Source organism: Corynebacterium sp. L4757 (genome assembly GCF_043673995.1).
GTDB lineage: Bacteria > Actinomycetota > Actinomycetes > Mycobacteriales > Mycobacteriaceae > Corynebacterium.
Map to the genome: position 1 here is coordinate 1 of NZ_JBIMEN010000013.1, position 13,604 is coordinate 13,604.

A 13,604-nucleotide genomic window follows, 5' to 3' on the forward strand; every position below is an offset into this window, starting at 1 on the left:
GAGCGTGTCAAGTATTTTGTGTGTGGGGCTTTCGGTCTGAGTGTTTATAGGTAGTTCGTAAAGCGTTCGGGATAGGCCACGGCCATTTGGTTGATGGCTTGTTTCCAGTTGGTGACTTTCCTGCCTTCGATGAGTCTTCCGCTGGTCGCGGCGGCTTTTCGACCTTCTTTAGCTCGTTTGGCCGCGCGTTTATCTTCGATATTGCAGATCATCAACCACAGCGTCTTAATCGCGGAATCATCATTGGTAAACTGCACGCGGTTGCGAGTGGCTTTACGCAGCTCGTTATTCATCGACTCAATGGAATTAGTCGTATAGATGACCTTTCTGGCCATGGGTGGGAACTGCAGAAACGGCACGAACCGCTCCCACGCATCGGACCAGACTTTCACTGATTGCGGATATTTCTGGCCCAATTCTGATTCGGCGAATTCATCCAACGCTGCGCGCGCGGTTGACTCATCTGGGGCAGTGTAGACCTTCTTTAATGCCGCAGATACCGCCTTACGGTCGCCATAAGCCACCCACCGATTCGCAGCCCGAATCAGGTGCACGACACAGGTCTGCACCATCGAATCCGGCCAGGTCGCTTCGACAGCTTCCGGCAAACCCTTCAAACCATCGCAGCAGACGATGAACACGTCCTGGATACCGCGGCTAGCTAAGTTTGCGCATACATGTGCCCAAAAGGATGCGCCTTCTTCTTTCGCCAACCAGATGCCCAGGATGTGTTTGATACCGTCCATATCCACCCCGATGGCCAAATACGCGGACTTATTGACCACGCGCCCACCGTCACGGACTTTAATTCGTAGCGCATCAAGAAATATCACCGGGTAGAACTCGTCTAACTGCCGGTTCTGCCACATCATGACCTCATCTAAGACAGCATCCGTGACTGCTGAAACTGTCTCATGGGAGATATCAACTTTCATGGCTGTGGCCATATGATGCTGAATATCACGAACGGTCATACCCCCGGCATACAAACTGATGATCATGTCATCAACATCAGTCAGCCGCCGAGAGCCTTTCGGCACCATAGTAGGCAAAAACGTGCCTTCACGATCCCTAGGCACAGTGACATCAACCGGACCATAGTTCGAATCAACCTTTTTGACATAGGAACCATTGCGGTAATTATCGCCGCCACCGGCCGCTTTAGCCTCACGATCGCCTTTGGAATACCCCAGGTGAGCATCCATTTCCGCTTCCAGGCCGCGAGTGACCGAGGCCTGCAACAAGCCACGCACTAAATCATTAGCATCCGTTGCTGTTGAGCCGAGCTCGTCAATAAGCTTGGCTATCTCCGGGTTCGCCAGCAGCTTTTGCTCGATTGCTTTGATCTTCGCGGAATCTTCCGGGTCTCGTTTCGCCACAGAATCCATTATGGTTTATCTCCTTCATGTAAGGGAAACCCCTCACACACAAACCATTAGACACTCTCCCAGCGAGCGATACTCCACATTCGAACCCTTCATCCGCAACGCATCAACTTGTCTCCACCCACAGAAAGCGCTGCCGTGCAATCTAGCCCACCCCACACACCCCGGGGTCAGGTGCCAGAGCTCCACAAACCTCGCGACCATAAATTAAGTCTTGAACACCTAGGATTCGGAAGTTCTCATTTCTGGCCGAGAAGCTCCAGCACAGTACGCCAGCTTCGTGTGCCGCGCCCAGGCAACTGGGAACGTAGCAAATGCTCAGAACTTTCTTCCCAGGGTCAATTAATCTAGAGTACTTAAATAATAATAGCTACTTTTGGTAACCGAAATATTAGAACGCCCTTCCCCGACTGAGTACATTTCCCTATTACAGCCTTCAAAAGATAATTCCGCCAAGTACTCAAGTCGTTGACAAATCAAAAGGACTTTTCCCCCGCCATGAAGTTACAATCCCACATAACCCAAGACATTGCCCGTAATAGCGGCATCTCCGACTTGCCAGCTAATCGGTGCGACCTCGGTGGTAGCCCTTCACACCGGGGCGCCATTCCTTACGGCTTTGCCGGTCGCTTCCATGACTTCTCATGCCCCGCTCCAGCCACTGCCGTGAGCTTTGTGAATGCGGAGTTAAGCATCGAGCGCCCATCTGCCCTTACGCAAGGTCGGCTGAAGCATTTAGCCACCAACTTCAATATTTCCCTGTCTCCACTTAATGCAGCCGGTTTAACACGCTGCCTCCAGAAGGCACTCATTTAGAGGACCCACAGATCATGAGAAAGTCACAAGAGCCAGTCGTGGACGACATTAAGCGTCCTGGCCGCCCAAAAGACGAAGCAATTGATGAGAGGATCATTGCAGCAACGCTCAAGCTGATTGATACAGACCAACCCGTCACGGTCAAAGCAGTGGTTCAAGCAAGTGGTGTCTCCCGTTCAGCGCTCTATCGCCGCTGGAATAGCATCAATGACTTGATCTCATCCATCTTGGGTATCGGACACTACGATATCGTGCTCGCTTCGGAGACCGGTCACAAGGAAGCAATCATTGAATATCTCCTGGGCCCTTCTTTCCAAGGAAATGACGGTGCTTTTACTATTCAGCGTTTTCGTAAGCGCGTGGAGATGGTGATGGCAGACCCAGAATTGCAGCAATCATTTTGGAATTCGAATGTCAGGCGCCGTCGTGAAGCGATTGCCAAAGTATTGCGGGATGCACAAGACAAAGGCCTCATATGCGTTGATTTAAATCTAGACGCGTGTATCGATGCCATGATCGGCGTGTTCTATTACCAAACTGTTGTCCGTGGCGAGTTCTTTAGCAATCCGGAGACCGAGCAACGATGTCGAGCAGCTATCGATGTTATGTGGCAAGGAATGGAGCCGACGAAAGAATAGAAATGAAGCACGCCCAGTATTACCTCACGTTCAAAACCTTGTGTGTCTCTCCTACGCCGATAGCAGACAGCAATTTTGGCACATAGCCCGGACTGTCGGTGATGAGACAGGAACGAGAAAAGCAGGCCACTCCGGTTTCAAAACCTTTGTGACCTGCTAAAATTTGGTGCGGCCTGAGGGGATCGAACCCCCGACCTACTGGGTGTAAACCAGTTGCTCTTCCAGCTGAGCTAAAGCCGCATCATGCTCTCTTAAAAGCTTTTCGCTTCCTCATGAGCACTTGCATAATACTAGCCAACAATCCGCGACTTAAACAAATCGGCTTGTAGATCGCGGTTTTCACGGACTACAAGGTGGTAATTTAAACCATCGATTCGCGCCGCGGATGAAGCTAAAGCTACTTCTTGGTTGAGCCACGGCCAACGAGGCAAGAACCTTGCCAGTCGCCGAGGCGCTCAGCCTTGGTTTGAACCAAACCTGCCAATTGAGCAGATTCAGAGATTTCGCCCGGAGCGACGGTGCCAGGCTTGCCAGCACCAGGGGTCAGCAACCAAACGCTGCCACCTTCACCCAATGGACGGAGGGCATCAACGAGGCCATCCACGAGATCGCCGTCTTCTTCGCGCCACCACATCACAACCACGTCGACGAGTTCATCAGTCTCTTCCTCGAGGAAATCCTCCCCCAGAACAGCCTCAATCGACTCAGAGATTGCTGGATCGCAATCTTCGTCCCAGCCAGATTCGAGAGCGACCATGCCCTCTGAAATGCCGAGCATGGTTGCATAGTTGTTGGTTACGCCAGTAGCGTCCGCCACCGTGGTATTCCTCCTTGTTTATTGAAAATAGAATACGAAGTGATTCGTAATTGCATTGCACCTTACCTCTTCAGGTGCAAGATTTCTCACTTACACAAGCAAAAGTTAATCGATATGCAATGAATTTGCTAGACCCCTTTAATTATTCACCACACAAAAACACCCCATTCTTCGTGCTAGGACAGTGATTAAGGCCACCTCGCTGGCGCGTTGTAACCTACTTGCGAGTATCGTGGAGAACAACATGTGTTTACCCAACCCAGGAGGTTCATGGAATGGCTGAAAAGGATGCCCTACAGGGCGATTCTAATTTCCCACTCATTCGCGACGGCGTTGCCTCGTACTTGCACGACAACGATCCAGAAGAAACTAAAGAATGGTTGGAATCGCTCGACGGCTTGCTGGATGAAACTTCCACAGACCGTGCACGGTTCCTTATGCTGCGCCTCCTAGAGCGCGCAACCGCGAAGCGCGTACCACTGCCAGCTTTGACGTCTACCGACTTCGTCAACACCATTCCCACCACCATGGAACCTGAGTTCCCAGGTGATGAGGAATTGGAGAAGCGTTACCGCCGTTGGATTCGCTGGAACGCGGCAGTAATGGTTCACCGCCAGCAGCGCCCAGGCATTGGCGTCGGTGGCCACATTTCCACTTACGCTGGTGCGGCACCTTTGTATGAGGTTGGCTTCAACCACTTCTTCCGCGGCAAGGATGATCCTTCTGGCGGCGACCAGGTCTTCTTCCAGGGCCACGCTTCCCCAGGTATGTACGCACGTGCGTACATGGAAGGCCGCCTTGATGAAAATGACCTTGACGGCTTCCGTCAGGAAGTATCCCGTGGTCCAGGCAATGGCCTACCTTCATACCCACACCCACACGGCATGGATTGGTTCTGGGAGTTCCCAACCGTTTCCATGGGCTTGGGTCCAATCAACGCTATCTACCAGGCTCGTTTCAATAAGTACCTAGAGATGCGCGGCATCAAGGACACGTCCGACCAGCATGTCTGGGCGTTCTTGGGCGACGGCGAGATGGATGAGCCAGAATCTCGTGGCGCAATCCACCAAGCAGCTCTATACGAGCTGGACAACCTGACCTTCGTCATCAACTGTAACCTGCAGCGACTGGATGGCCCGGTTCGTGGTAACACCCAGATTATTCAGGAACTGGAGTCCTTCTTCCGTGGCGCCGGCTGGCAGGTCATCAAGATTGTTTGGGGCCGCGCTTGGGACAAGCTGCTCGAAGCAGACAAGGACGGCGCGCTGGTCCACATCATGAACACCACCTCTGATGGTGACTACCAGACCTTCAAGGCAAATGACGGCGCTTACGTGCGCGAGAAGTTCTTCGGCCGCGATGAGCGCACCTTGAAGCTGGTTGAAGATATGACCGATGATGAGATTTGGGCATTGCGCCGTGGTGGCCATGACTACCGCAAGATTTACGCTGCCTACTCCCGTGTCATGGAAGGCAAGGGCTCCGGCAAGCCAACCGCTATTTTGGCGTTCACCATTAAGGGCTACGGTCTGGGCCACAACTTCGAGGGTCGTAATGCGACCCACCAGATGAAGAAGCTGACCCTGGATGACTTAAAGAACTTCCGCGATAAGCAGGACATCCCAATCTCTGACGAAGAGTTGGAGAAGGATCCTTACTTGCCTCCTTACTTCCACCCAGGTGAGGACGCTCCAGAAATCAAGTACATGCTGGAGCGCCGTAAAGAACTCGGTGGCTTCTTGCCAGAGCGTCGTTCGACGTTCACCCCGCTTCAGGCACCGGCTATTGACAAACTGAAGAGCGTGCGTAAGGGCTCCGGTAAGCAGGAAGTTGCTACCACCATGGCCTTGGTTCGTACGTTCAAGGAAGTCATGCGTGATAAGGAATTGGGCAAGCGCGTTGTTCCAATCATCCCGGATGAAGCACGTACCTTCGGTATGGACTCCTGGTTCCCAACCTTGAAGATTTGGAACCCACGTGGCCAGAACTACGTCCCAGTGGATCATGACTTGATGCTGAGCTACCGCGAGGCAACCGATGGCCAGATCATGCACGAGGGTATTTCTGAGGCAGGCGCCGTCGCTTCCTTTACTGCGGCAGCTACTTCCTATGCAACGCATGGTGAGCCGATGATTCCGCTGTACATCTTCTATTCGATGTTCGGTTTCCAGCGCACCGGCGACGCCTTCTGGGCAGCAGCTGACCAGATGGCCCGTGGCTTTGTCATTGGCGCAACCGCTGGTCGCACCACCCTGACTGGTGAAGGTCTGCAGCACATGGACGGCCACTCTCCTGTCTTGGCATCCACGAACCCATCTGTTCTGCAGTATGACCCAGCGTTCGGTTATGAAATCGCACACTTGGTTACCCGCGGCATTGACCGCATGTACGGCGAAAACAGTGAGAACGTCATGTACTACATGACCGTTTACAACGAGCCAGTACACCAGCCAGCTGAGCCAGAGAACTTGGACGTTGAAGGCCTGCACCGCGGTATCTACCAGTTCAACACCGTGGGTAATGGCGATCTGGAGGCTAATATCCTGGCTTCTGGTGTCGGCGTTCATGAGGCTCTTCGCGCGCAGAAGTTGCTTGATGAGGACTACGGTGTGAAGACCAACCTCTTCTCTGTTACTTCTTGGGTTGAGCTCGCACGTGATGGTGCCCGCTTGAGCAAGGAAGCGCTGCAGAACGGTACCGAGCCAAAGAAGGCATTCGTGACTTCTCAGCTAGAGGGCGTCGATGGTCCATTCGTGGGCGTCTCTGACTTCGTCACCGACCTGCACGAGCAGATTCGCCCATACGTCCCAGGCACCTACATCACCCTGGGCACTGATGGCTTCGGTTTCGCTGATACCCGTGCTGCTGCTCGCCGCTTCTTCAACACTGACGCCGAGTCTGTTGTTGTGGCTGTTCTCTCCGGTCTCGCACGCGACGGCAAGATTGAGCAGTCCGTCGTAGAAAAGGCCGCTAAGGACCTGAAGTTGGCAGACCCAACGGCTACCGTGGATTCCACAGAGGCTCCTGGCATTGAGTAATTAGCTCGCTGCACTGCCCAGATTAAGCGCCTGCGCTCCAACCGTATCTACCCCATCACGATGGGCTAGGCGGGATGGGACGCAGGCGCTTTTGTGTCGCTATTCCCGCAATATTTCTCCGCAACTTACCAACCTCCTTTGTTGATATATGAACAAAGGAGGTTTGACGATCATCAATCGCCGCCCCACCCCTCTAATCCTAATTAGACATCAAGCCTGCGCGCAGATTTCACGAGGTCAAACTATTTAATCAAAGTTTTCTTGTTAATAAATAGTATAGTTATCATGACATCCACTCGGGGCAGTATACACCCTGAACGGTCATTCTCGGGGGTAATTATTTGGCACCAGAACCTAACTTTCCTGCCCGATTACCCCACCCCATTGACACTCAAATACACCCCCATAAATCGGTGGGCGAAGATTGATAGCCCACATTTGAAGAACAATCTTGCAAACCACAATAACCCGATAGGGAAATGAAAATCCTCTTCAATAATATTTCCCTATCTTAGCTCCATATACTGCAGTTATATGGTCGTCAATTTTGAATGCCATGGTTCAGAGATTAAAGATGAGGCTGAATTGGAGAAAGATCATTCTACAAAATTTAAAGCCCGAGACTTGGATGCATATCCCCCGGAATGAAAACCCTCCCAGCGATACCACCCCCCGCAAATGATAGTATCTACACCACCCCGGGTTACCGAGAAGGTTTCCAGCTAATCTAATAACCAGAATTTGTAGACGCAATATTTTTGCAAACTCTGGTCAAGTAAATATGGACATCAATACTCCCCATAATCTGGTGGATTTAGCGATTACCAATGGAAGGATTTTGCAATGCCAAGTAAGCAGCTACACATAACCATTGCGAAGGAGCTGCAGCGCCGCATCACGTCAGGTGCACTTAGCCAAGGCGATCTCCTGCCTAGCGAGGCCGAGCTGTGTGAAGAGTTTGCTGCCTCCCGCGGTCCAGTCCGCCAGGCAATCGCTAGCTTACGCGCGGAGGGTCTCATTTCTTCAGGCCGCGGACGCCGCTCAGTTGTGCTCGGAGATTCTCAGTCCGAGAGCTTTATGTCCATCCTGTCTAATTACAGGTGGATGAAAGATCATAACCTCAACCCTTCCTCCACTATGTTGTGGATGGCGCGTCGGCCTGCCCCGGTACACGTTGCCAAGGCTTTACGTATCGAGCCAGAGGACCCGGTCATTTTTGTCTCTCGCGTCCGGCACTCAGATGGCAAACCTTTAATCGTCGAGCGCCAGTATTTTCCTCTCGACGTTGGCAAGCACGTCATGGCCATGGATCCCGAAGCCGAATCCATCCATGAGGAACTATTTAGTGAAGGAATCGACTTTGATAGCTGCCGTCGTTCCATCGAGACTGTGCAAGCTAATCAGGAAGTCGCTGATTTGCTGGAGATTCCCGTGGGCACCGCATTGAATGGATCTCGTCTGGAGGCTTTCGATCACTCTGGTACTCCCGTGGAATATGCCGAATACCTTTATCCAGCAAATATCTTGGGATATACCCTCACCGTGGTCAAGGGAGCACGGACTCCTATCCACACCGACTTATTGCTCGAAGGCTCCACCAATTGGGCAGCTGAACCGGTCAATAGCTAATACCTGCTGTTCAGGACGCCTGAGAAGAGAGCGAATTAGAAGCGGGGTTTCTCTGACCCCGCTAATGAATCTGAGATAGCGGCACAGTGGGGATGAGCTCTTCTATCAGCGCATCGAGGGCTTGGGAGATTTGCTGGGGTTCTTCCAAAATCACCATATGTCCTGAGCCATCAATGACTTTTAGCTCTTGCTTGCCCCATGCATCGCAAATCAACTGCGACTGTGCCATCGGGGTGACTAGATCCATCGAGCCAATAATGACCTGGCCTTTGAGTTGTCTCAAACGCTCTGCAGCGCCGCGTTCAGAGTGGTCAATGAGATCATCGAAATACCCCACGTAGCTTTCCAGCGGGGTGTCCAATAACATCGCCGTGTGAAATTGCAGTCTTTCCATCTGTGGAAAGCCCGCTACTAGTGCAGCAAGCGAGGGCGCGGCGGTTTGGGCGATATTCCACCGCAGCCGGTTGAACTTTTCTGGCACCCGATGCATGCCGGCATATAGCGCCCCGGCAAAGCTAGTTTCCAGCATGCGCGCTAATCCCTTATCGGCGAAGCGGCGCATGGAGGTAGAAATCAGCAGCGCACCGCTCATGCGGTCGAAGATGTCCTGCGGTGCCCGACGGATGAGGTTTAACGCAATCATGCCGCCGAGTGAATGACCGGCCAGGATAATTTTCCCGCCATCTTTCGGTAGCCGTTCCAAGATCACGGCCAGCACATCATCGGCCGCGTCATCAATGGTGCAGTGTGCGGCATCAACGCGGGCGGACATGCCATGGCCGCGGACATCGACAAGCAAACTGCGCACGTCACTGCGCTGGCGCAGGTGCTCGACCTGGTCGCACCACGCCTCAGAAGACAAGGAATAACCATGGATGAAAACGACAGTGACATCCGCGTTGGGGTTTCCTACCTCAAACCACGCGATGTCTACCCCGTCATTATCAACGGCACCCTCGGCATCTAAATTGCGCAATCCGGGCGGAGTTGCGTGATCATGCAGGGTCTTATGCACTTTCCGCTGCGCTGCACGGTTTTCCCGGCGCTGCCCGCGGTATGCGGCTGCAAATCTATTTCTTCTATACATATCAATCATCATTGTAGAAGCTAGACTGAGATGCATGTCCAATGACCTAAGTGCGCAATTGCGTGCACACTTATCTGCACCCACGCAACAGAGCTCTTCCGCGCCTGATTACTTGGCATTGATTGCTGAAATCACTGGTGAGGAATCTGAAGATTTAAGCCCCGACCGCCGGTTGGATGAGGTGGGATTAACTTCCTTGAACCTCATTGAGTTTGTGGTGAAGGCCGAAGACCGCCTGGGGATACGCATTGAGGAAGAAGAAGCCCTAAGCATCGAAACCGTGGGCGATGTAGCAAAATTTGTGGAGGAAAAGCAATGATTTCTTACCTATCTGACATGGACGGGGTGCTCATCAAAGAAGGTGAGATGATCCCTGGCGCGGATAAGTTCCTGCAGGAGCTCAATGACAATGACATTAAGTACATGGTGTTAACCAATAACTCCATGGCCACGCCACGCGATTTGGCTGCGCGGCTGCGCTCGCAGGGACTGAACATTCCAGCGGAGAAAATCTGGACGTCAGCCCTGGCAACCGCCAAGTTCTTATCTTCGCAATCCACAACGCGCACTGCCTACGTGATTGGTGAGTCCGGGCTGACCACGGCTTTGCATGAGGCCGGCTGGATTTTAACCGACAATGACCCGGAGTTCGTTGTTTTAGGTGAGACCCGCACCTACTCTTTTGAGGCGATTACCACCGCGATTAACCTCATTCTGGGCGGCGCACGGTTCATCGCCACCAACCCTGATGTCACTGGTCCCGCACCACAAGGTGTACTTCCGGCAACGGGTTCAGTCGCTGCACTGATTACGGCTTCCACTAACCGCCAGCCTTATTATGTGGGCAAGCCCAACCCAGTGATGATGCGTTCGGCCTTGAACAATATTGGCGTGCACTCAGAAGACACGGTCATGATTGGTGACCGCATGGACACAGACGTCAAGGCCGGCTTGGAGGCTGGCATGCGCACCATTTTGGTCCGCACCGGCATCATGACGGATGCCGCGATTGCGCGCTATCCATTCCGCCCTACCCGCGTGCTTGACTCGGTGGCAGATATCCCCGAGCGCATCCTCGATCCTTTCGCTTAAAGCTATGCGCTTCTGTGCGTGAATGCGGCAGCTTCAAGCACGCTGAACGGAGGCGTCGAAGCCGAACTCTTCAGCCAGGGTGGTCAAGACGCTATTGAGGGCACGGAACTCGCTTGCGGTGCCGGTGATGACTTGGCGGCAGCCGACGCACTTTTCTGCGCGTGGTTCGGGAAGCTCCACGCCGGGGAATGCGGCGAGGGATGCAAGGTCATCGCGCATGCCATTATCCCGGTACCAGCGGGTGCACCACTGCGCAGTGAGTGGATCATCACCGGGGACCACGTATTCCGAGGTAGTGTGAATGCACTGCACCATCGCACGTTCTACTGCGGGGCGCAGGCGGGCAGGCATACCAGATACACGCAGCACCGCAGTGCCCACGGCAGGTTCAGCCGCATAGCTTGCCGATGCCTGGCTGTACGCAAACGCAGCATTAATTGCCGCATCTGCAGGTCCGAAAAATTCTGCAGGTTCTGCATAGTTATTCTCAGCATGGTGAACATGCTGTGCTAATTGTGTTGCTGTTGACACGTGCCGAATCTCCTCACGGCAATAAACGTCACCGCCCCATGGCTAAATCCGTATTCAAGCTACCTGTGGGATCGATTAACACAGGTACCTTGAAAGCCAAGTGCGTTTGATGTGACGCAAGACGAGCTTCGTCTTCCCCAACGAGCTCATTATTCGTACACAACAGCGAGTAACTCCGAGCGGGCGACACTTTCTCATTTCTGTCCGGAAACTCCGGACTCATGAGCTACTATCAACCACTAGCAATTACTTTGTGCTCATCCGCATTGTCACCCCACTTCCGCCCCAGGGGCAACCCTCAATAACCGGTTTAACCCCCGATTATTAAAGCTCAAGTAAAACTTGAACATCACTGTTTAACTCGCCAAATCATGGCAGCTCGAGCGGTCTAAACTGCTCTCACGTGACTTCACTTACTTTCGCCAGCTTTGCATTTGCCGGGCATGAAATTGCCGCTAAAGTATCTGTTCATGCGTTTGAATAAACTTGCTGCAGCGCTTGCTGCCCTGTCTGCTGCAGTGACTTTATCTGTGGCCCCAGCAATGGCCCAGTCCTCTTCCTCTTCTGGCCTTGGTCAGCAGCTGTCATCTAATCCGGAGATGGCTCAGCAGCTGTCTTCGGCGATCACTCAAGCCGTCCCGAATACAACTGCGGCTGCCAGCACGTCCAATCGGAAGTCCGTATCAGTCTTTGGCCAAGGCAGCCGCGAGTACATACTGCAGCTGCCTGCCGGCATCAATTCTGGCGGCACCTACCCTGTTATTTTCTCCTTTGGCGGTGCGGAGCACACCGCGCAGCGCACCAAGGATTACATGCGCTTTGATGAAGTTGCCGGAAATGATGCCATCATCGTTTATCCAGAAGGCCGCGGTGCATTCTGGGAAGGACCTACTTACGCACAGACCTCCCGCGGTGAGGACGTTGATTTTGTCCGCAGCATCCTCAATCAGCTGCGTGCCAATTACAACGTGGACAACTCCCGCGTCTATGCCGCAGGCCTATCCAATGGCGGCGGTATGGCGCTAAGCCTGGCATGCCAAGCTCCTGATGTCTTCTCCGCTGTCGCATCCGTCGCGGGCGCGTATTACACCCCCGTTACTTCTGGTTGCTCCGCGGGTAATGTCAGCACCTTGATCATGCATGGCACCAATGACAATCACATGACCTGGGCTGGTGGCATCGGCACCGGTGGACTGTACGACTCCGTCGACGCCACCTTCCGCAATGTTGGTGACCGCAATGACTGCAACCTGAACAGCACCACCACGTCCACCTCAGGCCGTTCTGAAATCAAGACTTATAAAGGCTGCGACCGCGGCGGCGACACCGTCTTGCAGAAGGTCAACGGCGGCGGCCACACCTGGTTTACTTCTGACCCGCACGCAACCCGCACCGTGTGGAACTTCCTGCGCTCTCGCTAAATCCGCGCAAGACTAACTCCATACAGAAATAGGCGCAGCCGCTTCATTCTCGAAGCCAGCTGCGCCTTATTTATTAGTTGTTGATCTCATCCCAGATTGCAGCATTCGTCTCAGCCCAGAGCGGTTTGGCCCAGTCTCCGAAGTCGCGGTCTGCGAGCGCAACCATGGCATAATCGCCGGCGACCCAGAGGTAGGTGCCGGACATGCCGAAGTGGCCGGCGGCATCGGCAGGCATATTGGCTCCCATCCAGTGCGGGTCTTTCTCGCCGTGAATTTCAAAGCCCAAGCCCCAAGGACATGGGCGGTGCATGCCATAGCCCGGAACAATGCCGCGTAGGTCAGGAAATTGGACGGTGCGCATGTCCTTCACCGTATCCGGGTGAATGATCTGCGGGTTGAGGACTTCTGCTGCAAACTTGGCTAGGTCATCAACGGTAGAAATCAGGCCGTGACCAGCACTGCCCGCTAGCCGCGAAGAGGTCATACCCAAAGGCCGAAAAAGGCCCTCATCCAGGTATTGCTCAAAAGGAATTCCGGTGGCATCGCCGACAATCTCCGCCGCCCACTCATATCCGGCCGAGGAATAAATGCGGCGGTCTTCCACCGGACGCTTGGCATCGCGGGAATCAAAATCCACGCCAGAGGCATGCGAAAGCAGATGACGCAGAGTCGATCCTTCCGGCCCCGCAGGCTGATCTAGCTCCACCGCGCCCTCTTCAACGGCGAGCATAACCCCCATGGACACCACGGGTTTGGTCACGGACTTAATATCAAATGCCCGGGAAGTCTCCCCGACTGTCTCCACGCCATCAGGGCCGATTAGTGCCCCGGCAACATTATCTACTGGCCAATCAGAAATCTTCGCTAATGCACTCATGATTTAAACCCTACCTGCATCAAATATGAACAGCGAAGAACCTTCAAGCGGTGAGATTAGGCACAGCACGTGCAGCAAGGCTGCACGCGTCAGATTCGGCGAGTATGCCCTTCTTACAGGAAAAATCAAGCTTGTTCACAGGTATCAACTGAGATGTAAATCTTATTAATCACTAGCAAATAATCGATTAAAGTGTTAAGATGCGCTAGTTCACATGCCAGCGCCTTACTCTCCTTGTCCTTCGGATGAGGAGAGTAAGGCTTTTTTGGGCGG

At 53.4% G+C, this 13,604-nt stretch carries 11 protein-coding genes and 1 tRNA gene; 6 read left to right on the top strand and 6 right to left on the bottom strand.

Annotated elements, in window-relative coordinates:
- Positions 1 to 44: 44 nt before the first annotated feature.
- The gene (locus ACG98I_RS12000; protein WP_394719581.1) at positions 45 to 1,388 is read right to left on the bottom strand and encodes an IS256 family transposase; all 1,344 of its coding nucleotides are present in this window, start codon (positions 1,386 to 1,388) and stop codon (positions 45 to 47) included.
- Positions 1,389 to 2,215: 827 nt separating this feature from the next.
- Here ACG98I_RS12000 and ACG98I_RS12005 point away from each other — a divergent pair.
- The gene (locus tag ACG98I_RS12005; protein WP_394720877.1) at positions 2,216 to 2,839 is read left to right on the top strand and encodes a TetR/AcrR family transcriptional regulator; all 624 of its coding nucleotides are present in this window, start codon (positions 2,216 to 2,218) and stop codon (positions 2,837 to 2,839) included.
- Positions 2,840 to 3,003: 164 nt separating this feature from the next.
- On the opposite strand, the gene ACG98I_RS12010 is transcribed toward ACG98I_RS12005, so the two are convergent.
- A tRNA-Val gene (locus ACG98I_RS12010) sits at positions 3,004 to 3,079 on the bottom strand.
- 157 nt (positions 3,080 to 3,236) lie between these two features.
- Positions 3,237 to 3,617, bottom strand: a complete 381-nt coding sequence (locus ACG98I_RS12015; protein WP_394720881.1) for a DUF3052 domain-containing protein — start codon at positions 3,615 to 3,617, stop codon at positions 3,237 to 3,239.
- A 314-nt stretch (positions 3,618 to 3,931) separates the two neighbouring features.
- Here ACG98I_RS12015 and aceE point away from each other — a divergent pair, with 314 nt between their 5' ends.
- Both aceE and ACG98I_RS12025 read left to right on the top strand, forming a co-directional pair.
- Positions 3,932 to 6,694: a pyruvate dehydrogenase (acetyl-transferring), homodimeric type gene (aceE, locus tag ACG98I_RS12020; RefSeq protein ID WP_394720876.1), complete on the top strand. Its 2,763-nt coding sequence runs from the start codon at positions 3,932 to 3,934 to the stop codon at positions 6,692 to 6,694.
- Between the two features lie 843 nt (positions 6,695 to 7,537).
- Positions 7,538 to 8,323, top strand: a complete 786-nt coding sequence (locus ACG98I_RS12025; protein WP_394720875.1) for a GntR family transcriptional regulator — start codon at positions 7,538 to 7,540, stop codon at positions 8,321 to 8,323.
- A 61-nt stretch (positions 8,324 to 8,384) separates the two neighbouring features.
- Here the strand turns inward: ACG98I_RS12025 and ACG98I_RS12030 are convergent, their stop codons facing one another.
- Positions 8,385 to 9,410, bottom strand: coding sequence for an alpha/beta fold hydrolase (locus ACG98I_RS12030; protein ID WP_394720874.1), 1,026 nt, complete (start codon positions 9,408 to 9,410; stop codon positions 8,385 to 8,387).
- Between the two features lie 34 nt (positions 9,411 to 9,444).
- Here ACG98I_RS12030 and ACG98I_RS12035 point away from each other — a divergent pair, with 34 nt between their 5' ends.
- The gene (locus ACG98I_RS12035) at positions 9,445 to 9,729 is read left to right on the top strand and encodes an acyl carrier protein (protein WP_394720873.1); all 285 of its coding nucleotides are present in this window, start codon (positions 9,445 to 9,447) and stop codon (positions 9,727 to 9,729) included.
- Positions 9,726 to 10,502 (top strand): HAD-IIA family hydrolase, encoded by a 777-nt coding sequence (locus ACG98I_RS12040; protein ID WP_394720872.1) that lies wholly within the window; start codon positions 9,726 to 9,728, stop codon positions 10,500 to 10,502. Before ACG98I_RS12035 ends, ACG98I_RS12040 begins: the two co-directional genes overlap by 4 nt.
- A gap of 33 nt (positions 10,503 to 10,535) precedes the next feature.
- On the opposite strand, the gene ACG98I_RS12045 is transcribed toward ACG98I_RS12040, so the two are convergent.
- Positions 10,536 to 11,033, bottom strand: a complete 498-nt coding sequence (locus tag ACG98I_RS12045) for a hypothetical protein (protein WP_394720871.1) — start codon at positions 11,031 to 11,033, stop codon at positions 10,536 to 10,538.
- Between the two features lie 470 nt (positions 11,034 to 11,503).
- Here ACG98I_RS12045 and ACG98I_RS12050 point away from each other — a divergent pair, with 470 nt between their 5' ends.
- Positions 11,504 to 12,454 (top strand): alpha/beta hydrolase family esterase, encoded by a 951-nt coding sequence (locus ACG98I_RS12050; RefSeq protein WP_394720870.1) that lies wholly within the window; start codon positions 11,504 to 11,506, stop codon positions 12,452 to 12,454.
- A 73-nt stretch (positions 12,455 to 12,527) separates the two neighbouring features.
- On the opposite strand, the gene ACG98I_RS12055 is transcribed toward ACG98I_RS12050, so the two are convergent.
- Positions 12,528 to 13,331 (bottom strand): serine hydrolase domain-containing protein, encoded by an 804-nt coding sequence (locus tag ACG98I_RS12055; RefSeq protein ID WP_394720869.1) that lies wholly within the window; start codon positions 13,329 to 13,331, stop codon positions 12,528 to 12,530.
- Positions 13,332 to 13,604: the final 273 nt, after the last annotated feature.

Coding starts and splice junctions, on each gene's coding strand:
- ACG98I_RS12030 (WP_394720874.1), bottom strand. CDS start 9,410: ATGTATAGAAGAAATAGATTTGCAGCCGCATACCGCGGGCAGCGCCGG.
- aceE (WP_394720876.1), top strand. CDS start 3,932: ATGGCTGAAAAGGATGCCCTACAGGGCGATTCTAATTTCCCACTCATT.
- ACG98I_RS12040 (WP_394720872.1), top strand. CDS start 9,726: ATGATTTCTTACCTATCTGACATGGACGGGGTGCTCATCAAAGAAGGT.
- ACG98I_RS12035 (WP_394720873.1), top strand. CDS start 9,445: ATGTCCAATGACCTAAGTGCGCAATTGCGTGCACACTTATCTGCACCC.
- ACG98I_RS12005 (WP_394720877.1), top strand. CDS start 2,216: ATGAGAAAGTCACAAGAGCCAGTCGTGGACGACATTAAGCGTCCTGGC.
- ACG98I_RS12015 (WP_394720881.1), bottom strand. CDS start 3,617: ATGCTCGGCATTTCAGAGGGCATGGTCGCTCTCGAATCTGGCTGGGAC.
- ACG98I_RS12000 (WP_394719581.1), bottom strand. CDS start 1,388: ATGGATTCTGTGGCGAAACGAGACCCGGAAGATTCCGCGAAGATCAAA.
- ACG98I_RS12055 (WP_394720869.1), bottom strand. CDS start 13,331: ATGAGTGCATTAGCGAAGATTTCTGATTGGCCAGTAGATAATGTTGCC.
- ACG98I_RS12050 (WP_394720870.1), top strand. CDS start 11,504: ATGCGTTTGAATAAACTTGCTGCAGCGCTTGCTGCCCTGTCTGCTGCA.
- ACG98I_RS12025 (WP_394720875.1), top strand. CDS start 7,538: ATGCCAAGTAAGCAGCTACACATAACCATTGCGAAGGAGCTGCAGCGC.